Genomic DNA, 22,776 nt, shown 5'->3' with positions numbered 1-22,776 from the left:
GCGATAGTCTTCTTCTTTTTCACCAATAAGGAGAGAGTAACATGCGTTTATTACATACAGCGGATTGGCATTTGGGGCGAACGTTAGAAGGTCGAAGCCGTCTAGCTGAGCAAGCACAGTTTTTAGATGAACTGGCAGACATTGTGGAAGAAGAAAAGATAGATGCTATTCTCATGGCGGGAGATGCCTTTGATACGGTTAACCCTCCAGCAGCGGCAGAGCAGCTTTTTTACGAAAGTATGTCTAGGTTGAGCAACAATGGAAAACGTCCGATTATTGTTATTGCAGGTAATCATGACAACCCAGATCGGCTGTCGGCGGCTTCTCCATTAGCTGTTCATCAAAATATTACGCTTCTTGGTTTGCCTACTACCGATGTAGAAAGCATTCACATTCCTACATCAGATGAAATATTAAAGGTTGCGGCTCTTCCTTACCCATCTGAATCAAGGTTAAAGGAACTGTTAGCAGAAGAAAATGATGAGCTGGCTCTTCGAAACTCATATGATGCCAGAGTAAAAGGTATTTTTGATAAAATGAGTGAGCAGTTCACAACAGATACCGTTAATATTGCCATGAGTCATATTTACGTAGCAGGCGGAAGTTCAACGGACTCAGAACGTCCAATTGAAGTAGGAGGAGCTTATACGGTGGCGGCAACTAGTTTGCCTGCTAATGCTCAATATGTAGCTCTAGGACATTTGCATCGCCCGCAAATGATCAATCGCGCCAACACCCTTGCAAGATATTCTGGGTCACCTCTTGCCTATAGCTTTTCAGAGTCAGGGTACGCAAAGTCCGTGACCATTTTAGATGCTCAGCCAGGAAAAGAGGTTGAAATGACGGAAATTCCATTATCTAGCGGAAAGCCTTTGACACGTTGGAAAGCAAAAAACGGATTGGCAGAAGTATATACGTGGCTTGATGAGCAAAAAGATACGCAGGCATGGGTTGATTTAGAAGTTCACGTAGAAGATGCACTTTCACTAGAAGAAATCCATCGACTTCGCAAGCTTCATCCAGGCTTTATTCATATTCGTCCGGTATTCAAAGCAGAAGAACTAGCACATGAAACACGTTCACAGCGCGAAGTGCCGATCGAAGAACTGTTTACAAAGTTCTACAGCAGGCAAACCGGCGGAGGGGCACCTGATGATGAGTTAGTCAAACTGTTTTTAACCTTGATTAACGATGAAGAAGTATCGGGAAAGGAGGATGAAAAATGAAACCTATTAACTTGACCGTTTCGGGGCTTCACAGTTTTAGAGAAAAACAAACTGTCGACTTTGAAGCGCTGTGTTCAGGCGGTGTGTTTGGAATATTTGGTCCTACTGGAAGCGGGAAATCCTCCATTTTGGATGCCATTACACTAGCTTTATACGGAAAAGTAGAGCGTGCAGCCAATAATACACAAGGAATTTTAAATCACGGGGAAAATGAACTGAAAGTATCGTTTACGTTCGAGCTGGAAAACGCGAGTCATAAAAAACGCTATACTGTTGAACGAAGCTTTAAACGGACAGATGAGCTGCGTGTGAAATCAGCTTCCAGTCGATTGATTGAAATCGAAGATGAAACGTACGTATTAGCGGATAAAACAAATGATGTAAACCAGCAGGTACAGGAACTTCTTGGTTTAACAATTGATGATTTTACAAGAGCTGTTGTATTACCACAAGGAAAATTTGCAGAGTTTTTATCGTTAAAAGGGACGGAACGCCGTCAAATGCTTCAGCGTCTTTTTAATCTCGAGCAGTACGGAGATCAGCTTAGTAAGAAAATACGCTATCAAGTTCAGCAGCTAAAAACAGACCTAGATAAAATCACGGCAGAACAAACGGGATTAGGTGAAGCTTCAACAGAGAAAGTAACAGAAGCCGAGCAGCTTGTAAGTGATAGCATTGTACTTTTGGAAAAACGAGAAAAAGAAGCGGCTGATTTGCAGGAACGATACGATCAGCAGGCGTCTCTTTGGAAAGCGCAGCAGGAAAAAACACTGTTAGAAGAAAAACTAGTGCATGCTTCTAAGCAGGAAGAGGAGATTAAACAAAAGCAAGATTTGCTGACGAAAGCGCAGCAGGCAGAGCGTCTTTTTCCTTATTTAGAAACATTTGAACAAGCTGAAAAACAGCAGAAGCTTTATAAAGATAAAGTAGAAAAATTAAAAGTGCAAATTGTTCAGCAAAGTGAGGAATATAAGCGATCGAATAGCTTATATGAGCAGGCTCGCTTACAAAAAAATGAACAGCAGCCCAAATTAGTTGTTCAAAAAGAACAGCTTCAACAAGCTTCTGATCTTCAAAAACAAATTAAAGATGGGCAGCAAGAAGTAAAAGAAGCGGAAGTTTCTCTTCAGCAAAAGCAGCAGGCACTTCAAACGAAAAATGATGAATTAATAGAAGCGGATAAGCGGTATCAGCAGGGTCTGAACCTTCAAAAAGAGTTAAAAGAAGCATTAACAAAAGTGGAGATTCAACCTGATTATCGGCAGGCTGTTCAGCAAGCATTCTACCGTTATCAAGTATGGAATAATGATAAAAAAAATCTAGATGAAGGCCAAAAAACGTATAAAGAAAAAGCGGAACAGCTTCAACATTTGCATACACAAAAACAAACACACCAAGAGAGATATCAGCAAACAATAGAACGAAGTAAAGAGTTATTTTCGGATATTCAAGGCTTGTATCACACTGTATGTGAGCGGGAAAAAGAGTTTCAGCAGCTTTTTCAACAAGCGGATCATTTAATGAGTGATCTAAAAAGACGCAAGGAAAAAGAATGGTCACATCGTCTGGCTCATCAATTAGCTGAGCAGCTGACTAAAGGAGAGCCTTGTCCAGTTTGTGGCTCTGAGCATCATCCTAACCCCGTGTTAAACCAAAAAGAAGAAGATGGTACAGTAGAATCAGCGGATCAGTTCGAAGATCAAGTCAATCAGTTGCGTGAACAGCGATTTAGCTATTCGTCGCTTAAAATGCAGCTTGAACAGCTTGCTAAACCTCTTGTTGAAAAAATACCTGATTTAGCTGGGTTTATGAATGAAGCTGGCCAAGTTCCTGCTTTAGGAGAAATGGGTACAGATGCCTTTGGTCAGTATGCTAAGAAAATAGAAGTTGAAATTAAATCTCTTGAGCAGGATTATTTGCAGGTAGGCGAAAAACAGCATGCAATTCTCGGGCAGGTACAAAAGGTCCAGCAAAGTCTTGAAAAGATTGAATTAGAGCTTGCTCATTATCAAAAAGAACAAGCTGAATTGGAAAGAAAAGTCACTCAGCAAAAACAAGCGTTACAAGCAGGAAGAGAAGCTTTTCAACAAGATTATCCTTCCTTTGTATTTGAAGAGATGGAAAAAATTAATGAACAGCTAAACGAGCGAGAAAAAGAAGAGCAGACAATAAAGGCTCGAATTGAAAAAAGCAGCGTATTTTTTGAAAATCAGCAAAAGAAAATCGAACGTCTAAAAGAAGAAAAATATGCGGGCGAAAAAGAATTTACAGAATTAAAAGCAATGCTGTCTCATAAACAATCTCTTGTTCACTCGCAAATTGAACGCTTGCGTACGCTTACAGATCAAGAAGATATTGAACAAGCGCTGCAAAAAACAGTTCACTTACTTGCGGAGTTAGAGACGAATGAACAGCAGGCGTATCAACATTGGCAAACTGTTCAAAAAGCGTATCAAACGCTGCAAATGGATGAAAAAGCAGCGAGCGAATCTCTAGAAACAGCTCATATCCAGTATAAAAAAGCAGCTGGAAAATGGGAAGAAGCGATAGGGAATTCTTTATTCAGCGAAGAAAAAGAAGTTCAGCAAGCTTTGTTATCACATGATGAGATGAAATTGTTGGATGAAACTGTTCAGGCTTATTGGGACAACATAAAACAGATGAAGTCATCAATTGAACAGTTAAATATCCAGCTGAATCACCAGTCCATAGAAGAGCAGCAATTTGAAGAAACTCAGCAGCTGCTTCATGATATAAAAGCCGCTGTAAAAGAAGCCGTTCAGCTCAAGGGAGCAGCTGAGCAAACGTTAAAAAGCGTCAAAGAACGGCATGAGCGATTTTTAGTGCTTGAACAGGACCGTGAAGAAAAACAAGCGTTATTTGAACAGTATCAAAAGCTTCAAACAGTATTTAAAGGAAATGCTTTCGTCGAATATATTGCTGAAGAACAGCTGATGTCCGTTAGCCGAGATGCTTCAGAGCGTCTGGGTATATTAACACGTCAGCGCTATGCGATTGAAGTTGATTCACAAGGCGGCTTTATCATGAGAGATGATGCAAATGGAGGCGTAAAACGTCCGGTTTCAACTTTATCGGGAGGGGAAACATTTTTAACTTCCCTCGCTCTGGCCCTTTCATTATCTGCACAAATACAGCTAAGAGGAGAATATCCACTGCAGTTTTTCTTTTTAGATGAAGGATTTGGAACGCTTGATGGAGAGCTTCTTGATACCGTGGTTACGGCGCTTGAAAAGCTTCAGTCCAATAATTTATCAATTGGAGTCATCAGTCACGTACAAGAACTTCGTGCTCGTCTGCCAAAACGTTTGATTGTTGAGCCGTCCGAGCCTTCTGGCAAAGGAACTAGTGTAAGAGTAGAAACTTTATAGGGAAGGAAATCTATATGAAGAAAAAAGACAGGCGAATAGGAACATGCGAATTATGCGGAAGGCAGGATGTCTTGACGACCGTACATCATTTAACGCCAAAGGAAATGGGCGGAGCGTTTGAACCGACGGCAAACTTATGTATTCCGTGTCATAAACAAATTCATGCGTTATACACAAATGATGAATTAGCCATTCGTCTTAATACGATTTCTTTATTACAAGCTGATTCTAAAATTAGCTCCTTTATTAAATGGATTCGTAAACAGCCTTCTTCTAAATTACCTAAAACCAAAAAATCAAACAGCCGAAAATCCAGGTGAATAAAAAAACCCCTTATCCGCTTTAATAGCAAAGATAAGGGGTTTTTTTAAGCGTTTGCCGCTATATTTTGATCGAATAAATCTGGATCTAACGTATTTGTTCCTGAAATGCCGTTATTGGTATTAACAAAGTTACCTGTATTTAAAGAACCGGAGCCTGAGGCTGTTTTAGCAGCGCTTTTTGGAGAAACATAAAACGTATCTCCAAACGTTACGACACCGCCTCCGACGCTCGTGATACTAACGGGTCCAATTATTGCTGGCATGAGGTTCACACCCTTTTTTTCGTGATATTAGTTTAGTATATGAGCAGCTTCTTAAAAGGTTCACTCACTGCCGCTAGGTGCTGAGGCAGCTTTTTTCGATGTTCCGGCTTCAGCTTCCTGTGAAGGTTCATCGTTGATTAGTTCACGAATATGCTTAATGCGAGCTTCTGCATACACATTGCACGTTGAGCCCACATGAATAACTGATGAAAATGAACATCCTTTTATATCAATTCTGTTAACGCGTATCAAAGGTATTTCATTCCATGTTTGAACGGGAATAGGTTCGTAGTCGCCATGGGGAATAGGCTCACTAAAGATAGCATAATCATCAAAATTGCCTTCTCTGCCGTAGAAAAACGGATACTGTCTCCGATCAGCTAACGCTTTATTAAGTAGGTGAATTTCTGTTGAATCTCCAATTTGGCAAAAAGAGCTCGCTGACAAGGAATTAATTTCTATATAATTAACAGAAGATGTGCGTGAAAGCATACATAAGCTCCTTTATGATAACGATAGTGGAACATAAGGACCGATAATCAAAGATTCCGCTGGCGTATCAAATGTTGAAGATAGAGAGATATAATTTGCATCACCAATTAAAAAAAGAGAAGAAGAAGATACGCCTGTAATACTAACGTCTCCAACAAGCAATTCACGGTTTACAACGTTAAAGTTCATGAAGGGGGTCCACCTTTCTTTAAGGATTCAGGTAAATACGTTAAAAATGCGTCAATTCCTTTTTTCATATCTTCATAAAGTTTACCGATAATTTGCGGTTTAATTTGTTCAAAATTCCGTTCCATTTCCTCCGGCTGAACTTGCTGTATATAAAAAGTAATCCGCTGCTGCAGCTGCTTTTTAATATCTTCTAAAATAAACTCGTAGTACGATTCATCAATCATCATCGAGCGCTCATCAAGCACATGTTGAACCATAGAAAAGCCATATTGATTAAGCTCATTTAAAATCGTTTCATGAATATCAGAGACCCACTGCTTTTCTAGCTGGCGATCCAATGGTTTTAAGCTGGGATTTTGCGGTCCAGGACCTCCGGGTTGTCCCGGCTGCTCACCTTGAGGCGGCTGACCTTGTGGCTGAGCTCCTTGCGGAAACGTTACTTCTGGTTTCTCATTAATAATGATATCTTCTAAATTATCGGGTGTAAGAGGGTTCAATCCAATATTTAATGTTCCATCTAAAGAATCAATTTTTAACTGTTCAAATTTATATTCAATTTTATCAATTTTAATAGGTGGCTGTTCACCTAACTCTTTTATTTTTTTCTGAAGTTCTTGTACGTTTTTTTCAAGCTGAGCAATGCGTCCTTCTTGCTGCTGAATATACGAAGACATTTGCTGAACATACTGATATACCTGCTGAATATAGTCCATGTTATCCACCTTCAATCACCTCGATTCCCTTATCTCCCGATAAAGAAAATAGTTATATATATACATATGGCGATGAAGGTTGTAACATGTCAGTCGTTGTCTCGAGCTGGGGGAGTTAACGACTGTGAAAAAGGAGCGGGTGCAGTGCCAGCACCGGTTCCGGGAGTAAAGGTAGAGGGAGAAACAGATCCAAGAATGCCTTTTTTTGTTTCAGTAGGTGCAGCGCCTGTAAACCCTCCTGTATTAAAGAGATTTGAGTTCGGTTTAATAACACCTACGCTTCCAATTTGAAGTACCGAAGAGTTACTTACGGCACTGATTTTCATACTTTGAATACAGATACTTTGATTTACATAAAAGTTCATAAGCATCCTCCTGTATGAGCTTCATTTCTATTAGAGATTTCCAGCGACATTTTGATCATTTACGTCATTGTCCGACGTATTCGTTGAGCTCTGCTGATTCACAACATATAATCCGTCGCCTGTATTAAACGAACCTGCGCCAGCAAATGTTTTAGCAGTAGAAATAGGGGCTATTGTATAAACATCTCCAATATGAAAGACGCTGGCTGAACCAACACTGTTAAGATTAACAACACCAACAATGGCAGGCATAGGCAAACACCCTTTTAATTTAGTCTAGTAACAGCATATGAAGCCTAGACAAAAAGGTGATTAATGCTTTTTCCTTATCTATATGCAAAGAGTAAGTAAAACATTAAAGAGAGGAATGGAAATAGTAAACATTGAAGAAAAACTTTTATGTTCGATATAATGTGAAAGCAATAATGAAAGCATGTAAGGTGTGAAAGAATGAAACGTTTCAAAATGAACGCGATTGATAAAGAACAGCGTATTGAAGCAGCGGATATATTAAAAGGAATTGCGCTTATTGGTATTTTGCTGATGAACATGCCCGATTTTTATTCGCCTGCTGCCTATTACGACAATAATTTGATGAATGGTTCAAGAATGAGTTATGTTGCTAATGGATTAGTTGATATAGTAGTAGGGCAGACAGGGTACGCGCTGCTTGCTATTTTGTTTGGATTTGGTTTTATGAAAATGTTTCAGCGTACATACGAAAGGCAAGTAAGCTTTACTCCTTTTTATGTACGAAGAATGACAGCTTTGCTTCTCGTGGGAGCTATTCATGCTGTATTTATTTGGCACGGTGATATGATTGTGATATACAGCTTCTTTGCTTTGATTATGCTGTTTTTCCAAGAAGCAAAGAAAGAAGTGTTATTAGCATGGGGAACTGGAATATTTAGTATTTACGCTGTGATTATGATTGTTATTTTAACGGTAGCGGCTTTTGCTAATGAAGGAGAGACAGCAGCGGGAATTCACCAGCCTATTATTGACCAAGCTCTTCAAGTATATGGACACGGAAGTTTTGCGTCAATATTTCATCAGCGCTTGCTGGATTGGTACTACGCTTATAATTTAAATACGGTTCCTTTTCTGTTTTTATCGCTATTTCCACTGTTTTTATTAGGCGGTTTTATGGCGAAAAGCGATTGGTTCGAAGGAATAGAAGAATATATAGTGGAGACAAAGTGGCTTTGCCTTATTTCATTTATCGCGTATACAGTATCATCCGTACTGCCGTATGCTTTAGATCACAATGTAGCTACATCCTATATCCACGATACAATCGGAGGAACGGCAGGAGCAATTTTTGTTGTAACGTTGGTCACATTGGCTATGCGAAGTGTATCTATTCGAAAAATCATGCAGCCATTTGCCTTTTTGGGGAGAATGATTTTAACTAACTATATTGTCCAGTCCATTGTATGTACATTCCTTTTTTACTCATATGGGTTAGGATACTACGGACATATTTCAATTGTAGAAGGATTGGCTATTGCGGGGATTATCATTTTTATTCAACTGCTGGGAAGCTGGATATGGATGAGCCTATTTTCAGATGGACCGCTTGAAAAACTCATTCGGTATGCTACATATGGACGCAGCCGCTAAAAATCCTTTTCCTTCCTTATATTATTGGTGAAGGAAAGGTTTTCATGATATGATATTTTCAGAAAGGACGTGAGATGAATGGCTCCACTACATATTCATGTAACGCTTTGGACATTATTGATTATCTCGTTTGTGGTTTCGTTGATTTTACATCGAGCAGGTAAAGCTAAAGGTCAAAAAATCCTACATATGGTGGCGAGACTTCTATACTTATTAGTATTAGTATCAGGTCTGCATATGTTAGCAGCTTGGTACCATTTTCAAGGCGCAGCGCTCATTAAAGGAATTGCCGGAGTGTTAGTGCTTGTGGGAATGGAAATGGTCCTTGTTCGTACTGAAAAAAGAAAACGTACAGGCGTTGCTTGGGCAGTTCTTGTAATTGCGCTTATCTTAGTATTCTATTACGGATATGTCGTACTAGGATAAGAAAAGAGGATAGGGCAAGAGTATTTTAGTTCAAAAAAAACCGAAGTATTAATCAGAATTTTGATTAATACTTCGGTTTTTTTTTTCGTTGTCATGGTGAAAGTAAATTTAATGCGTGTAGGTGCTTCTAGCTGTTGATTGGAGGGCAAGGCGAAGACTCCTGCGGGAAAAGTGGCACAGGTGAGACCCCGCAGGAGCGTAAGCGACGAGGAGGCTCATCGGCCGCCCGCGGAAAGCGAAGCCTTGCACGGAAACCAATAGCGGTTTAAAAGCAATCAATACGAACTCATATATCCAATTTTTTCTTTTTAGATTAGGTTGATGAAGTTATGTCTCAAACTCTTTTCTTTTGCTTTAATCTAAAAAAAGATTCATTGAACGTTCTCCATCGTTAACGGTATATTCAAATCGGTCTAGGTAATGCGTGCCTCGTTCGAATAAATGCTGAACGGCACAAATTTTTTCCTCATTGTCATAAATGATAAAATTAGCACCTTTTGTATCACCGTCTGTCGGTAAAAAACATAATGTGTTGTGACAGTAAATACAATCATAAAGAGAGAATTTTAATGAATTTAAGTGCTGAGTGAATGATAAAAAGGTCTCTTTCGGTAGTGATTGAAGAAGCTGTTCGTATGCATAAGGTAGCTTTTTAGTCAGTCTTAGCTTATCCCCATTTCGCAATAAATACGTTCCATCGTGAAGCTTTATTTGACGGTCATCAACCATAATGGCTTTTTCCCAGCGTGTATCAATAAGAAGTTCTAATGTCTCATCCATTACTTCATGAAGCATGGAAGCTTCGTCACTTTCATCTTCAAAGAAAATCCACTGTGAATCAACACATTCAACCGTACCAATCACGAAGGAACGCGGCTGATTGTTCATAGCTTGTTGTTTAGAATAATGATTCATAATCAAACCTCCGTGTGAAATTTATCCATATTTTTTTATTGCCTAAAAAAGCTCTCTTTATAACTGAAAAGTAAAAATAAAATATAAGGACAATTCAACTGTAACTACTGCGTGCATACAATGGCATTATTTCATTCATAAACAAGAGCGTGAAAGAAAGGATGATAAACGATGTGTGGTATAACGGGTTGGGTCGATTTAAAGCGATCGCTTTTAAATGAAACAGCAACAATAACAAAAATGGCTGACACTTTATCGAAAAGAGGTCCTGATGACACCAACGTATGGACACAGCAGCATGTTGCTTTTGGGCACAAACGCTTAGTTGTAGTAGATCCTCAAGGCGGAAGACAGCCGATGACGCGAGAAAAAAATGAACAGCTCTACACGCTTTGCTATAATGGAGAGCTTTACAACACGGAAGATATTCGGAAAGAATTACTAAAAAGAGGTTATCAATTTCAGGGACATTCAGATACGGAAGTACTTCTAACATCTTATATAGAATGGAAAGAATCATGCGTAGATCATTTTAACGGTATCTTTGCTTTTTCGATCTGGGATGAAGCCAATGAAAAGTTATTTATAGCACGCGACAGAATGGGAGTGAAGCCCTTATTCTATCGATCTTATGAAGGTGGAATTCAATTTGCATCGGAATTAAAGGCGATATTAGCTCATCCTGAGGTAAAAGCAGAAGTAGGATTAGATGGATTAGCAGAAGTGTTTGGCTTAGGACCTTCTCGATCTCCCGGCCACGGCGTATTTAAAAACATAAATGAATTACGCCCGGCTCACGCGCTCACGCTTACGCGTAACGGATTGAAGATTTGGCGATACTGGAACGTAAAAAGTGAGCAGCATACAGATAATTTAGCTGAAACAACAGAAAAAGTTAAATTTTTAGTGCAAGACGCGATTGTAAGACAGCTAGTGTCGGATGTCCCGGTTTGTACATTTTTATCAGGTGGAGTGGACTCAAGCGCCATTACAGCAATTGCTGCAAATGCGTTCAAAGAAAGCGGCAAGGGCTCCCTTCATACGTATTCTATCGACTATGAAGACAATGATAAATTTTTTAAAGCAAATGAGTTTCAGCCAAATTCTGATGGAACTTATATCAAGCTCATGTCCGATACGTTTCAAACAAATCATCATCGCTGCATTATTTCAACGGAGGACCTTGTGCAGCATTTAACAGAGGCTGTAGAGGTGAGAGATCTTCCTGGAATGGCTGATGTAGATTCATCGTTGCTTTGGTTTTGCCGTGAAATCAAACAAGATTTTGTCGTGAGCTTATCAGGAGAATGTGCAGATGAAATTTTTGGAGGATATCCGTGGTTTCACCGAAAACACGATTTGTCTTCGGATACTTTCCCGTGGATGCGCTCATTAGATGCTCGAATTGATTTGCTGCAAAGTTCATGGAGAAAGAAATTACAGTTAGAAGATTATGTACGTGCAAGATATGAAGAAACGTTAAAGGAAGTGCCTGAATTAGAAGGTGAATCGTTAGAAGATGCGCAGCGGAGAAAGCTGTTTTATTTAAATCAGGTTTGGTTTATGACAACTTTATTAGATCGTAAAGATCGTATGAGCATGGGAGCGAGCTTAGAAGTACGCGTACCTTTTGCAGATCATCGCCTTGTGGAATATGCATGGAATATTCCATGGGAGATGAAAATGACGGGCAATAAAGAGAAGGGGATTTTACGCAAAGCGCTTGAAGGAATTTTGCCTCATGACGTTCTTTATCGCAAGAAAAGCCCTTACCCTAAAACGCATAACCCAGCTTATACAAAAGCTGTAACTGTATGGCTTCAATCTCTTTTACAAGATAAACAGTCACCTCTTTATGAATTTTTTGATAAGCAGCAGTTAAAGCATATTATTGATACAGGCGGAGAAGGATTTAAAGCGCCGTGGTTTGGTCAATTAATGACAGGGCCTCAGCTGCTAGCTCATCTAGCTCAAATTCACGTCTGGTTTACTCACAATAATATTCAAATTGTTGAATGACAGGACCCTCTCAGTACAGAGGGTTTTTTTATGAAATCAGTCATCCATTTCTCTTTTTTATACGTTTAAGTAGAGAAGAAGACCGCAGTCTATTTTTGTATAACTTTACATAGATATAAAATAAAAGCTTGAAAGCACCGAATAAAGGGAAAGTGTACTGAAACCCTGGAAAAATGGTACAAACGTCATATTTTCATGGTTTAGTTATTGGTAATTTTATGATTCGAATAAAGACAAGCAGTTTATCGTTGTGTTTAATAATAAAGCTTTGTATAATGTTTGTATAACTATTGTATAGGATTAGGAGTGTATGTATGCAAAAAAACGTAATCGTGATTGGAGCAGGTCCAGGAGGACTAGCGGCAGCAATGCTGCTAGCAAGTCATGGCTATAAAGTAGATGTATATGAAAAGCAAGGATACGTGGGCGGGCGAAATTCAGCGATTAAAATGTCAGGTTATACGTTTGATATGGGCCCTACATTTTTGAGCATGCCACAGATTTTTGAAGAATTATTTCAAGCTGCTAATCGCAATGCGCATGACTATATGGACTTAAAACGTCTAAATCTCATGTATGAGCTTATCTTTGATGATGCACAGATTCAGATGACGGATAACCATAAAAAGATGAAAGAAGAAATCGAACGTTTATACCCAGGAAACGGGGAAGGCTATGAGCGCTTTATGAAAGACACCGAAGCAAAGATGGCGGCTTTGCTGCCTTTATTGCAAGGGCAGATGGATCGTTTTCATCACTATTTAAAGCCTGAAGCAATTCGAGCACTGCCGCATTTATCCTTAGGTAAAACGCTCTATGATGTACTTGGCAAGTATTTCACTGATGAGAAATTGAAATTAGCTTTTACTTTTCAATCGAAGTACTTGGGAATGTCCCCTTGGGAATGTCCAGGAGCCTTTTCTATTTTATCGTTTATGGAACATGCCTACGGTATCTTCCATCCGATAGGAGGAGTAAATCAGCTATCTCAAGCAATGGCAAAAGTAGTGGAAGAACATCAAGGGCACATCCACTTAAACCAAGGTGTTCAAAAACTATGGATTGAAAATAAGAGAGTAAAAGGAATTATTCTAGAAAATGGAGAGCGAATAGGGGCAGACGACGTCATTATCAATGGAGATTTTGCTCATGCCATGACGAATTTAATAGATGAAGGTACGCTTAAAAAATATACAGTTAAAAAACTTGAAAAGAAAAAATACTCTTGTTCCACTTTTATGATTTATCTAGGCATAGACAAACAGTACAAAGATCTGCCTCATCACACGATTGTGTTCGCTGAAGATTATAAAAAAAATGTAGAAGAGATCACAAAAACGTTAGCTCTTTCAGAAGACCCTTCCATCTACATTCAAAACCCAAGTGTAACAGACCCAACTTTAGCACCAGAAGGAAAGTCTGCTCTTTATATTTTAGCGCCGGTTCCAAATAATTTCAGCGGTGTAAACTGGGATGAAAAACAAAAAGCTTTTCGAGATGCAGTATTAAAAATTGTAGAAAAGAAAACGGGTTTCAAAGATTTAGAGAGTCATATTGAAGTTGAAAAAATCATTTCACCAAAGCAGTGGGAAGAAGACGTGCTGGTCTATAAAGGAGCGACATTTAACCTTGGACATCAGCTCACTCAAATGATGGTACTGCGTCCGCATAATAAATTTGAAGAATTAGAAAATTGCTGGCTAGTTGGAGGAGGAACTCATCCAGGGAGCGGTCTACCAACTATTCTAGAATCATCCCGCATTACGACAAAGCTCATCTTAAAAAGAGACGGACAATTACTGAATGAGCCGTTTAAAACCATGAAGGAAATGGAGAGTGCATTATGAGAACAGCAATTGTTGGAGGCGGCATAGGCGGTTTAATTACCGCTTTGTTATTAAGCAAACGAGGTTTTTCTGTTGATATTTTCGAAAAAGAAAACAAGCTGGGCGGCCGGCTGGCGTTTGTAGAAAAAGACGGTTATAAAATTGATGAAGGTCCCACGATTGTCTTGCTGCCTTTAATGCTTGAACGTATTTTAGATGAAGCGGGCATTTCTGCTTCTCAATATGAACTAATACGCTGTGATCCACTTTATGATATTCATTTTCCAGACGGTACGACCTATACAAAAAAAGCGACTGAAAAAGATCAGTTAGAGGAGATTAGCCGTTTGTTTCCAGGCGAAGAGCAAAACTACCGGCGTTTTATGACTGAATTAAAAAAGCGATTTGAATTAGGAAGTAATGCATTTTTGGAAAAAACATTTGTAAATAAACGAGATTTTTGGACATGGCAAAACATTAAGGCATTAAAAAAAATGAATGCAAATAAATCAATGAGAAAATTTGTTTCAACGTATTTCCATGATGAACGTCTAGTAGATGCCTACTCGCTGCAATCTCTCTATATTGGAGGGAATCCTTATTCGGCACCAGCTATTTATTCCCTTGTTCCTTACAGTGAGCATGCTCATGGCATCTATTACGTAAAAGGGGGATACGCAAGTCTTGTGCCACTTCTTGAAAAGGCGCTGATAGAGCAAGGTGTAAGCATTCATTTGAATAAGGTGGTTCAAGAGCTTTCTATATCAGGAGACAAGACAGAAGGGGTTATTGTTGACGAAAAACTTCACCCATTTGATCAAGTGATTTTAAATGGCGACTTTCCTAATATGGCGAAAATTGCTCAAAAAAAAGAAAAGAAGTATGTGCCTTCGTCCAGCTGTCTGCTGCTTTATCTTGGTTTGAAGAGAAAATATGATCATCACAATGTGCATCAATACTTTATGGGCAATGATTTGGCTAAACATATGGAAGCAGTGTTTAAGCATAAAACGATTCCTGAAGATCCCGCTATTTATACATTTAATCCCTCTGTTATTGATCCATCCCTAGCTCCCGAAGGAAAAAGTGTGCTATATGCACTTGTACCGGTTCCATCAGGTGGCCACATTGATTGGAGCAATCAGCAAGATTTTGTTGATGGAATCATTCGAACTTTGGAAGAAAAAGGGTTTGGGGAGCTGCGTAAAGAAATAGAATGGGTAAAAGTACGCACGCCAAATGATGCTCAAGCATTTGGACTTTACGAAGGCGGAAGCTTTGGTATTGCTCCTGAGCTGTTTCAGTCAGGCGTATTCAGACCTCAGTACCAGCCGTACGAATATAAAAATGTTTTTGCGGTGGGAGCATCTATACATCCAGGCGGAGGCGTGCCAATTGTTATGCAAGGAGCAAAAATGTTGGCTGATCATCTTATTGAACAATCGTCTATTCAAACGGTTGCAAAGCTCTCTTAAGATCTTGTGAAGCCATAAGGAAATGATGGTTTATCCTTTAATAGAGAAAGGGGTCCTATATGATGAACATTTCGTTAGACAAAGCGTACACTCAGTGTGAAGAAATTATTAAAGAAAACTCAAAAACGTTTTACAAAGCTTTTTCCATGCTGCCGTCAAAACAAAGAAAGGCAGTATGGGCGGTATATGCATTTTGCCGTCAAGTCGATGATATTGTAGATGAAGGAAGTAATCCTGAAATAGAGCTGCAGCAATTCGAAGGAGAATTTGCTCGGTTTAAAAATGGAGAACTATTAAACGAAAGCGCCATGTGGGTAGCTCTGCGCAATGTATTTGAACAATATGAAATGAATGTTCAAGCATTTGACGATATGATTACCGGTCAGCGAATGGATTTAGTAAAAAAAGAATACGATACGCTTGATGAAGTGAAAACATACTCCTATCATGTAGCGAGTACGGTAGGGTTAATGCTTTTACCGATTTTAGCTCCAACTACTCATAAAGAATTAGAAGAAGAAGCAGTTGCGTTAGGCATTGCGATGCAGCTGACCAACATTTTAAGAGACGTGGGGGAAGACTTAGAGCGAGGGCGCATTTATTTACCGAAAGACCTTATGAATTCTTACGGATATACGCGCACGCTATTAGAGAACCGGTGGGTCACTTCTGAATTTATAGAAATGTGGGAGCACCTGGCCAAAGAAGCAGAAATGTATTATATAAAAGGGCTTCAGTCGATTCATAAATATCCCGTGGCTTCTCGTTTACCTCTTACAGGAGCGGCGCATTTATACCGAGCAATTCTTGATAAAATTCGAAAAGAACATTATGAAGTATTTACAGAAAAGCATTTTGTCACAAGTCAAGTAAAAAAGCAAATTATGACATCTATTTCTACGGGGTAACGCAAAGGAGCTACTTTTCCTTTGCGTTACTTTTTTTTGAAGAGATACGAAAGCGTTAACTATTATGTAAATAAGAAAAAAGTCTCATTTTTATCACATATTAACTTGGATATTCAGAAAATTATCTATATGATAATATATATAACATTAAATGTTAATAAAACTAACACGAAAGAGGGGTTACAATGAAAAAAGTGGAAGCTATCATTCGTCCAGAAAAATTTCAAGCACTGCGCGTAAAATTAGAGGAAGTAGGAATAAACGGATTAACAGTCTCAGAAGTGGCAGGCTGCGGTCAGCAAAAAGGAGAGCAGGGACTGTTCAGGGGACAAAGTTTTGAAATCAAACTAGTACCTAAAGTCAAGGTAGAAATGATTTTAGAAGCAGAACAAGTTGATGAAGTCATTAAGATCATTCAATCAATTTGTTCTACGAACCAAATAGGCGACGGAAAAGTTTTTGTCTATCCGGTAGAGAATGCTGTACGAATTAGAACAGGAGAAGCAGGTGTAGAGGCTATTTTATAAAAAGAGAGTGTTATTTTAATAGAGGGGGAGTTAAGCGTTGAAAAAGAAAATTAGTGCGGTTTTGTTTATTAGTTTGTTGGCGGCAACACGCATTAATGCAGCTGATCCAACTGTCGAATCAGTCAGTGCATCAATTGACATGATGTGGGTAATGTTTGGGGCAGTGCTTGTGTTTTTAATGCACGCAGGGTTTGCGATGGTTGAAACAGGCTTCACTCGTTCGAAAAATTCGCTTAATATCTTAATGAAAAATATGCTAACGGTAGCTGTATCTTCCGTATTGTATTTTGTGATTGGTTTTGCCCTTATGTTTGGAAATTCAAAAGGAGGGTTTATCGGTTCAAGCGGTTTCTTTTTAAATGGAGAAAGCGATCAAATGAGCTTTTTTGTCTTCCAAATTGTTTTCGCAGCAACGTGCGCTACGATTATTTCAGGAGCGGTAGCGGAACGTATGAAACTATCCAGCTATATGATGCTCACGATTGCGATGGTAGCTGTGATTTATCCAGTTGTAGGTCACTGGATATGGGGAGGAGGGTGGTTGTCCAAACTAGGCTTCGTAGATTTTGCAGGATCGACAGTTGTTCATTTGACTGGGGCTCTTGGTGCGGCTGTAGCAGTTACTTTTCTGGGAGCACGTCTAGGAAAGTATGGAAGCGATGGAAAAGTCAATGCTATTCAAGGGCATAACATTCCGCTTGGCGCATTAGGTGTATTTATCCTCTGGTTTGGCTGGTTTGGATTTAATGGAGGAAGTACATTAGCAGCCGATCCTGCTCTTGTCTCGGGAATCATTGCAACAACATTAATGTCTGGGTCATGCGGAGTCCTGTCTTCTGCTTTATACACAAAGTTTCGCTACAAACGTATTGACGCTAGCTTAACATTAAACGGTGCCTTAGCTGGACTTGTAGGGATTACAGCTGGAACAGCAAACGTATCGATCCCGGGTGCGATCGTCATTGGGCTGATTGCAGGAATTTTTCTAGTAGAAGCTGTGCATTTTATCGATAGCAAAATGAAGTTAGACGATCCAGTTGGCGCTATTACTGTTCATGGAATTTGCGGTATTTGGGGGACGTTAGCAGTGGGGCTGTTTGATACAGCTAACGGTTTATTTTATGGTGGCGGCGTACAGCTATTAGGTATTCAAGCTCTTGGAATTATAGCTGTGATGGGTTGGACAATTGGAACGGTTGGGTTATTCTTATTTGTTCTCACGCGTTTTTCTTCCATTCGAGTATCAAGCGAAGAAGAAATTGCTGGTTTAGATTTTGCTGAACACGGTTCATCCGCATACGAATTTCGTGAAAGTTTTGTAGCGACAGGAGACGGCAATCTTCATCCTGAATTTGGTGTTGGATTGATTGATCGATTAAATAAAGTGGGTAAAGTATCGGCTAAACCTCATATATCGAACGTAAATGAGACGATATAGCAGTATATAGATAGAAAAAAGTGATTAAAAGTAAAAACTTTTAATCACTTTTTTTGTTTTTATCAACTTATTTAACAATAATGTAAGCGTTAACGTTATAATGGAAACAAAAGTGAGTTTGAAACAGTTCGTCTATAGGAGGGGAATAGATGAAATGGAAAAGGACAAGTATGCTACTTATACTATTATTGCTTTTTGGAAGCAGCGCCTCAGCGCAAGATCATAAAGATATACGTGATGAGGTGATATACTCATTGATGATTAACCGTTTTTATAACGGAAGTGAACAGAATGATCGAAATGTTAACTATGAACGCTCAGATGCCTATTATGGAGGCGATTTACAGGGAGTAGCACAAAAGTTAGACTATATTCAAGAGATGGGATTTACCGCTGTTTTATTGACTCCTTTTATGGAAAATGATGAGACAGGCTATCATGGATATGCGGTGACCGACCATTATAAAATAGACGATCATTTTGGAACGTTAAAAGACTTACGAAATCTTGTGAAAAAAGCACATGAGCGCAATATAAAAATTATGGTCGAATTTCCTTTGACAATCAGTAACAATCATACCTGGATAGCAGATAAAGGAAAACAAACATGGGTAAGTAATGAATCCGGTACGGATAACGAAGTAATTAAAGCATTGCCTCACCTTAACTTAAAAGAAAGCGCCGTGCAGAAATACCTTATTAAAAATGCTGCCTGGTGGAGCAAACAAACAGATATTGACGGATATTACGTTAAAGATATCGATCAAGCTCCTTCTGCATTTATTTCATCTTTTTCTCAGACGTTAAAAAGCATGGATCCTTCCTTTCTATTAATAGGAGAAATAAACGGGCATTCATTAAAAAAAAGTGAGCTGGCTGATTCATTAGGAATGGATTTGCTTGTAGATAGAACGCTAGCCGAAGCCACTGCTGCTACGTTTAGCGGTACTAATCGTCCGCAGAAAATGTTGTATGACAAGTGGGAAAAAGGAAGTAATTTGCCTTTAGCCAATTTTTTAGATGATGTTCATAGCACACGTTTTACAGCAAAAGCATTAAAGAGTGAAAACCATCCTGGAGCCCGAACAAAGCAAGGGCTTTCCTACCTTTATACTTCGCCGAGTGTACCAATCGTTTTTTATGGAACAGAAATTGCGCTGAATGGGGGAAAGGGAGCAGAAAATTATGGCATGATGAATTTTTTAGCTAATCCCGATATTATAGATCATTTAAAAAAACTGGCTGAACTTAGAGCGAAATCGCCTTCTCTTCGAAAAGGAAGCTTTACCATTGTGTCTGAGCAAAAAGGTGTGGCCGTATACAAGAGAAGGTATAAGGACGAAACGACGTTTGTGGTGATTAATAATACAAAGGAAACGTCAGCCATTAATGTCCCGCTTAAAAAAGTTGGAAAAGAAAATGAACTAAGAGGGTTAATAACGGAAGGAATTATACGACCAGTTGACGATGCATACAACATTTCATTGGAGCCTGAGACGACAAATGTATATAAAGTAGTGAAAAAGTCAGGGCTCAATATAGGATATATCGCAGCGGTTGCCGCTGTTTATACGGGATTTGGCATCTTTTTGTACAAAGCATCGTCAAAAAGAAGAAAAGAAAAGAAAATTTCTCAATCTCATAAAAAGGACAGCGCGTCGTAGTTGTCAAACTATATTGGATAAGTAGTAATGAAGAAAACATAATTAAGAGGTGGAATTATGGGTGTAACAATAAAAGATGTGGCAAATTTAGCAAATGTAGCCCCTTCGACGGTATCTCGCGTCATTGCAGACAGCTCAAGAATTAGTGAAAAAACAAAACAGCGCGTGCGATCGGCTATGAAAGAACTTGGTTATCACCCAAATATTATTGCGCGAAGTCTAGCAAATCAAACGACAGAGGCAGTCGGCCTAGTGATGCCGAGCTCAGCAGACAAGGTGTTTCAAAATCCATTCTTCCCAGAAGTGCTAAGAGGAATCAGCACCGGAGCTCACGAAAACAAAAGAGCGATTTATATGTCAACTGGAGAAACGGAAGAAGAGATTTTTGCAGAAGTTGTTCAAATGGTACAGGGAAGACGAGTGGATGGATTAATTTTGCTGTACTCCAAAGTTGATGATCAAGTGCTTTCTTATTTGCAAGAACAGAGCGTTCCGTTTGTAGTTATTGGAAAGCCGTTTAAGCATAGTGAAAGCATCACGTTTGTTGATAACGACAATTTTAAAGCTGGAAAAGAAGCGACGGAATATTTAATTGAATCTGGTCATGAGCGTATTGCTTTTATTGGTGGAAGTCTTGAATTAGTCGTTACCATTGACCGTTTAACAGGCTATGATAAAGCGATTCAAAAAGCAAACATTCCTTACCGGGATGAGTATGTGATTCATGAAGAATTTCTACAGAAGGGAGGAAAAGAAGCTGTTTGCGAACTTTTATCTCTAAAAGAACGTCCAACGGCTCTAGTAGTAGCAGATGACTTAATGGCATTAGGTGTTTTAAATACATTGGATGAAATGGGAATTTCGGTTCCTGAAGACATCTCTATTGTCAGTTTTAATAATGTCTTAATCGCTGAAATGGCTAGACCAGCTCTTACATCAATTGATATTAATATTTTTGAACTTGGTTATCAGGCTGTAAGCTGCTTGATTAAGCAGATTGAAACGCCATATGCTGTTGCAGAACAAGTGCGCGTTCCTCACAAAATGATTAAAAGACAGTCCTGCAAAACCATTCAAATGACGAAAAGATAACGTAATACACAAATGGAAAGAGGCTGAGACAAAAGTAGTGTAGTTGAAGGAAGATCCGAACGAGTTTGATTCTTGATGGAGAATCAAACTCGTTCGGATTTTTTCGTTTTTAGATTGAATTGATTTAGGTATGTCACAACATCCTCTTTGCGCAAAAAAAATTGGCATTTTAAGCGCCAAAAAAATATACATATGCCAATTATTTTTTCTTTTATCAAAAAGAAAGAATGATATAAGTAGTGAAAGCCTTGATGATAAAGAGGCTGTAAAGTTTTATTAAAAGTTGGCACGCTATTTGCATAACTATAAAGTAAACAAAGATTTGCATACTAGGAGGCATATATCATGGTAGTTTCTTATTCTCATGAACCATTTACAAATTTTAAGGACGAAAACAATAAACAGGCATTTCAAGAAGCATTAACATATGTGAATACACAGCTTGGCAAGACGTATCCACTTGTAATCAACGGTGAAAAAGTGGAGACCGAAGAGAAAATTACGTCTGTTAACCCAGCAAACATAAAAGAAGTAATTGGATATGTATCTACAGTAAATAGAGATCTAGCAGAGCAAGCAATGCAGTCAGCTCTAAAAGCTTTTGAAACGTGGAAAAAGTGGAAAGTAGAACACCGAGCAGAAATTCTTTTCCGCGCAGCGGCCATCATTCGTCGAAGAAAGCATGAATTTTCTAGTTATCTTGTAAAAGAAGCAGGAAAGCCTTGGAACGAAGCAGATGCTGATACAGCAGAAGCAATTGATTTTTTAGAGTACTATGCACGTCAAGTCCTGACATTAAAAGACGGTTCCCCAGTACAGAGCCGAGACGGTGAGTATAATCAGTACAATTATATTCCGCTTGGCGTAGGTATTATTATTTCACCATTTAACTTCCCGTTAGCTATTATGGCTGGAACCGCAGTAGCAGCTATTGTAACCGGAAATACGATTTTATTAAAACCAGCTGATGCCACTCCTGTAGTAGCAGCGAAATTTGTAGAAGTAATGGAAGAAGCAGGATTACCAAAAGGCGTATTAAACTTTATTCCTGGTGCTACACCTGAAATTGGTGACTACTTAGTGGAACATCCAAAAACACGCTTTGTTTCATTTACCGGCTCGCGTGCAGTGGGTTGCCGCATTTACGAAAGAGCAGCAAAAGTACAGCCGGGGCAAAAATGGCTAAAACGTGTTATAGCTGAAATGGGCGGAAAAGACACGGTGGTTGTAGACAAAGATGCTGATCTTGATTTAGCAGCTTCTTCAATCGTATATTCTGCATTTGGTTTTGCAGGGCAAAAGTGCTCCGCAGGTTCTCGTGCTGTTGTGCATCAAGATGTATATGATGAAGTGCTTGAAAAAGCAGTTGCGCTAACAAAAACATTAACTGTTGGCAACCCGGAAGAAGTTTCGACTTATATGGGACCTGTTATTCACGAGGCTTCGTACAATAAAGTATTGTCGTATATTGAAATTGGAAAAGAAGAAGGGCGTCTCGTTGCGGGAGGAGAAGCAGACAATTCAACTGGATACTTTATTCAGCCAACTATTTTTGCGGATGTAGATGAAAAAGCTCGTCTCATGCAAGAAGAAATTTTTGGTCCGGTAGTAGCATTCTCTAAAGCACGAGATTTTGATCATATGATGGAGATTGCAAACAATACAGAATATGCATTAACAGGCGCTTTATTATCAAATAACCGCGAGCATATTGAACGCGCCCGTGAAGAGTTCCATGTTGGAAACCTGTATTTTAACAGAGGATGTACAGGAGCGATTGTAGGGTACCAGCCTTTTGGCGGATTTAATATGTCAGGAACGGATTCAAAAGCAGGGGGACCGGATTATCTAGTTCTTCACATGCAAGCAAAAACAACATCTGAAACATTCTAATTGGAAAATA

Annotated in this window: 22 protein-coding genes; 15 read left to right on the top strand and 7 right to left on the bottom strand. The window is 39.1% G+C overall.

The window, feature by feature from the left end:
- The first annotated feature begins 41 nt into the window (after positions 1-41).
- Genes WKH56_RS15020 through WKH56_RS15010 form a run of 3 tightly spaced genes read left to right on the top strand, consistent with a single transcriptional unit; the run spans position 42 to position 4,935 of the window.
- A complete protein-coding gene (locus WKH56_RS15020; RefSeq protein WP_048021930.1) occupies positions 42-1,226 on the top strand; it encodes an exonuclease SbcCD subunit D in 1,185 nt (394 codons plus the stop codon).
- Positions 1,223-4,615 (top strand): AAA family ATPase, encoded by a 3,393-nt coding sequence (locus WKH56_RS15015; protein WP_168760343.1) that lies wholly within the window; start codon positions 1,223-1,225, stop codon positions 4,613-4,615. The genes WKH56_RS15020 and WKH56_RS15015 overlap by 4 nt, the downstream gene beginning before the upstream one ends.
- Before the next feature lie 14 nt (positions 4,616-4,629).
- Positions 4,630-4,935 carry an HNH endonuclease gene (locus WKH56_RS15010; RefSeq protein WP_033578017.1) on the top strand — a complete coding sequence of 102 codons (306 nt, stop codon included), beginning with the start codon at positions 4,630-4,632 and terminating at the stop codon, positions 4,933-4,935.
- Positions 4,936-4,982: 47 nt separating this feature from the next.
- Here the strand turns inward: WKH56_RS15010 and WKH56_RS15005 are convergent, their stop codons facing one another.
- From WKH56_RS15005 to WKH56_RS14980, 6 genes are all read right to left on the bottom strand, one after another.
- Entirely contained in the window at positions 4,983-5,201 is a 219-nt protein-coding gene (locus WKH56_RS15005) for a spore germination protein (protein ID WP_013055353.1), read from the bottom strand.
- A 60-nt stretch (positions 5,202-5,261) separates the two neighbouring features.
- The gene (locus WKH56_RS15000) at positions 5,262-5,693 is read right to left on the bottom strand and encodes a spore germination protein GerPE (protein WP_048021934.1); all 432 of its coding nucleotides are present in this window, start codon (positions 5,691-5,693) and stop codon (positions 5,262-5,264) included.
- Between the two features lie 12 nt (positions 5,694-5,705).
- Positions 5,706-5,882 (bottom strand): hypothetical protein, encoded by a 177-nt coding sequence (locus WKH56_RS14995; RefSeq protein WP_013055355.1) that lies wholly within the window; start codon positions 5,880-5,882, stop codon positions 5,706-5,708.
- Complete coding sequence (gerPC, locus tag WKH56_RS14990) at positions 5,879-6,595, bottom strand: spore germination protein GerPC (protein ID WP_048021936.1); 717 nt, start codon at positions 6,593-6,595, stop codon at positions 5,879-5,881. The genes WKH56_RS14995 and gerPC overlap by 4 nt, the downstream gene beginning before the upstream one ends.
- Before the next feature lie 89 nt (positions 6,596-6,684).
- Positions 6,685-6,960 (bottom strand): spore germination protein GerPB, encoded by a 276-nt coding sequence (locus tag WKH56_RS14985; protein ID WP_029324687.1) that lies wholly within the window; start codon positions 6,958-6,960, stop codon positions 6,685-6,687.
- A 30-nt stretch (positions 6,961-6,990) separates the two neighbouring features.
- A complete protein-coding gene (locus WKH56_RS14980) occupies positions 6,991-7,212 on the bottom strand; it encodes a spore germination protein (RefSeq protein ID WP_013055358.1) in 222 nt (73 codons plus the stop codon).
- A gap of 198 nt (positions 7,213-7,410) precedes the next feature.
- Here WKH56_RS14980 and WKH56_RS14975 point away from each other — a divergent pair, with 198 nt between their 5' ends.
- The 3 genes from WKH56_RS14975 to WKH56_RS14965 all read left to right on the top strand — a co-directional run bounded on the left by WKH56_RS14975 (position 7,411) and on the right by WKH56_RS14965 (position 9,278).
- The gene (locus WKH56_RS14975; RefSeq protein ID WP_310884183.1) at positions 7,411-8,583 is read left to right on the top strand and encodes a DUF418 domain-containing protein; all 1,173 of its coding nucleotides are present in this window, start codon (positions 7,411-7,413) and stop codon (positions 8,581-8,583) included.
- Between the two features lie 78 nt (positions 8,584-8,661).
- Positions 8,662-9,009, top strand: coding sequence for a DUF1516 family protein (locus tag WKH56_RS14970; RefSeq protein ID WP_013055360.1), 348 nt, complete (start codon positions 8,662-8,664; stop codon positions 9,007-9,009).
- Positions 9,010-9,143: 134 nt separating this feature from the next.
- Complete coding sequence (locus WKH56_RS14965; protein WP_255293414.1) at positions 9,144-9,278, top strand: hypothetical protein; 135 nt, start codon at positions 9,144-9,146, stop codon at positions 9,276-9,278.
- Positions 9,279-9,363: 85 nt separating this feature from the next.
- On the opposite strand, the gene WKH56_RS14960 is transcribed toward WKH56_RS14965, so the two are convergent.
- A complete protein-coding gene (locus WKH56_RS14960; protein WP_033578020.1) occupies positions 9,364-9,924 on the bottom strand; it encodes a DUF2777 domain-containing protein in 561 nt (186 codons plus the stop codon).
- Positions 9,925-10,095: 171 nt separating this feature from the next.
- Between WKH56_RS14960 and asnB the strand changes: the two genes are divergently transcribed.
- The 9 genes from asnB (at position 10,096) to pruA (ending at position 22,766) form a co-directional block, all read left to right on the top strand.
- The gene (gene asnB, locus WKH56_RS14955; protein ID WP_028412408.1) at positions 10,096-11,943 is read left to right on the top strand and encodes an asparagine synthase (glutamine-hydrolyzing); all 1,848 of its coding nucleotides are present in this window, start codon (positions 10,096-10,098) and stop codon (positions 11,941-11,943) included.
- Between the two features lie 314 nt (positions 11,944-12,257).
- A complete protein-coding gene (locus tag WKH56_RS14950) occupies positions 12,258-13,790 on the top strand; it encodes a phytoene desaturase family protein (protein WP_310884184.1) in 1,533 nt (510 codons plus the stop codon).
- Complete coding sequence (locus WKH56_RS14945; RefSeq protein ID WP_028412406.1) at positions 13,787-15,244, top strand: phytoene desaturase family protein; 1,458 nt, start codon at positions 13,787-13,789, stop codon at positions 15,242-15,244. Before WKH56_RS14950 ends, WKH56_RS14945 begins: the two co-directional genes overlap by 4 nt.
- 59 nt (positions 15,245-15,303) lie before the next feature.
- Entirely contained in the window at positions 15,304-16,152 is an 849-nt protein-coding gene (locus WKH56_RS14940) for a phytoene/squalene synthase family protein (protein ID WP_034267741.1), read from the top strand.
- Positions 16,153-16,337: 185 nt separating this feature from the next.
- Positions 16,338-16,679, top strand: coding sequence for a P-II family nitrogen regulator (locus tag WKH56_RS14935; protein WP_310884185.1), 342 nt, complete (start codon positions 16,338-16,340; stop codon positions 16,677-16,679).
- A 37-nt stretch (positions 16,680-16,716) separates the two neighbouring features.
- A complete protein-coding gene (locus WKH56_RS14930) occupies positions 16,717-18,117 on the top strand; it encodes an ammonium transporter (protein ID WP_310884186.1) in 1,401 nt (466 codons plus the stop codon).
- Positions 18,118-18,266: 149 nt separating this feature from the next.
- Positions 18,267-19,781 carry an alpha-amylase family glycosyl hydrolase gene (locus tag WKH56_RS14925; RefSeq protein ID WP_310884187.1) on the top strand — a complete coding sequence of 505 codons (1,515 nt, stop codon included), beginning with the start codon at positions 18,267-18,269 and terminating at the stop codon, positions 19,779-19,781.
- 57 nt (positions 19,782-19,838) lie between these two features.
- Positions 19,839-20,873 (top strand): LacI family DNA-binding transcriptional regulator, encoded by a 1,035-nt coding sequence (locus WKH56_RS14920; RefSeq protein WP_028412401.1) that lies wholly within the window; start codon positions 19,839-19,841, stop codon positions 20,871-20,873.
- A 345-nt stretch (positions 20,874-21,218) separates the two neighbouring features.
- A complete protein-coding gene (gene pruA / locus WKH56_RS14915) occupies positions 21,219-22,766 on the top strand; it encodes an L-glutamate gamma-semialdehyde dehydrogenase (protein ID WP_310884188.1) in 1,548 nt (515 codons plus the stop codon).
- Positions 22,767-22,776: the final 10 nt, after the last annotated feature.

Source organism: Priestia sp. SB1 (genome assembly GCF_038898415.1).
Note: the sequence above shows the minus strand (reverse complement) of the source record. Positions and strands in the feature narration are given on the sequence as shown.

Coding starts and splice junctions, on each gene's coding strand:
- WKH56_RS15020 (WP_048021930.1), top strand. CDS start 42: ATGCGTTTATTACATACAGCGGATTGGCATTTGGGGCGAACGTTAGAA.
- WKH56_RS15015 (WP_168760343.1), top strand. CDS start 1,223: ATGAAACCTATTAACTTGACCGTTTCGGGGCTTCACAGTTTTAGAGAA.
- WKH56_RS15010 (WP_033578017.1), top strand. CDS start 4,630: ATGAAGAAAAAAGACAGGCGAATAGGAACATGCGAATTATGCGGAAGG.
- WKH56_RS15005 (WP_013055353.1), bottom strand. CDS start 5,201: ATGCCAGCAATAATTGGACCCGTTAGTATCACGAGCGTCGGAGGCGGT.
- WKH56_RS15000 (WP_048021934.1), bottom strand. CDS start 5,693: ATGCTTTCACGCACATCTTCTGTTAATTATATAGAAATTAATTCCTTG.
- WKH56_RS14995 (WP_013055355.1), bottom strand. CDS start 5,882: ATGAACTTTAACGTTGTAAACCGTGAATTGCTTGTTGGAGACGTTAGT.
- gerPC (WP_048021936.1), bottom strand. CDS start 6,595: ATGGACTATATTCAGCAGGTATATCAGTATGTTCAGCAAATGTCTTCG.
- WKH56_RS14985 (WP_029324687.1), bottom strand. CDS start 6,960: ATGAACTTTTATGTAAATCAAAGTATCTGTATTCAAAGTATGAAAATC.
- WKH56_RS14980 (WP_013055358.1), bottom strand. CDS start 7,212: ATGCCTGCCATTGTTGGTGTTGTTAATCTTAACAGTGTTGGTTCAGCC.
- WKH56_RS14975 (WP_310884183.1), top strand. CDS start 7,411: ATGAAACGTTTCAAAATGAACGCGATTGATAAAGAACAGCGTATTGAA.
- WKH56_RS14970 (WP_013055360.1), top strand. CDS start 8,662: ATGGCTCCACTACATATTCATGTAACGCTTTGGACATTATTGATTATC.
- WKH56_RS14960 (WP_033578020.1), bottom strand. CDS start 9,924: ATGAATCATTATTCTAAACAACAAGCTATGAACAATCAGCCGCGTTCC.
- asnB (WP_028412408.1), top strand. CDS start 10,096: ATGTGTGGTATAACGGGTTGGGTCGATTTAAAGCGATCGCTTTTAAAT.
- WKH56_RS14950 (WP_310884184.1), top strand. CDS start 12,258: ATGCAAAAAAACGTAATCGTGATTGGAGCAGGTCCAGGAGGACTAGCG.
- WKH56_RS14945 (WP_028412406.1), top strand. CDS start 13,787: ATGAGAACAGCAATTGTTGGAGGCGGCATAGGCGGTTTAATTACCGCT.
- WKH56_RS14940 (WP_034267741.1), top strand. CDS start 15,304: ATGATGAACATTTCGTTAGACAAAGCGTACACTCAGTGTGAAGAAATT.
- WKH56_RS14935 (WP_310884185.1), top strand. CDS start 16,338: ATGAAAAAAGTGGAAGCTATCATTCGTCCAGAAAAATTTCAAGCACTG.
- WKH56_RS14925 (WP_310884187.1), top strand. CDS start 18,267: ATGAAATGGAAAAGGACAAGTATGCTACTTATACTATTATTGCTTTTT.
- WKH56_RS14920 (WP_028412401.1), top strand. CDS start 19,839: ATGGGTGTAACAATAAAAGATGTGGCAAATTTAGCAAATGTAGCCCCT.
- pruA (WP_310884188.1), top strand. CDS start 21,219: ATGGTAGTTTCTTATTCTCATGAACCATTTACAAATTTTAAGGACGAA.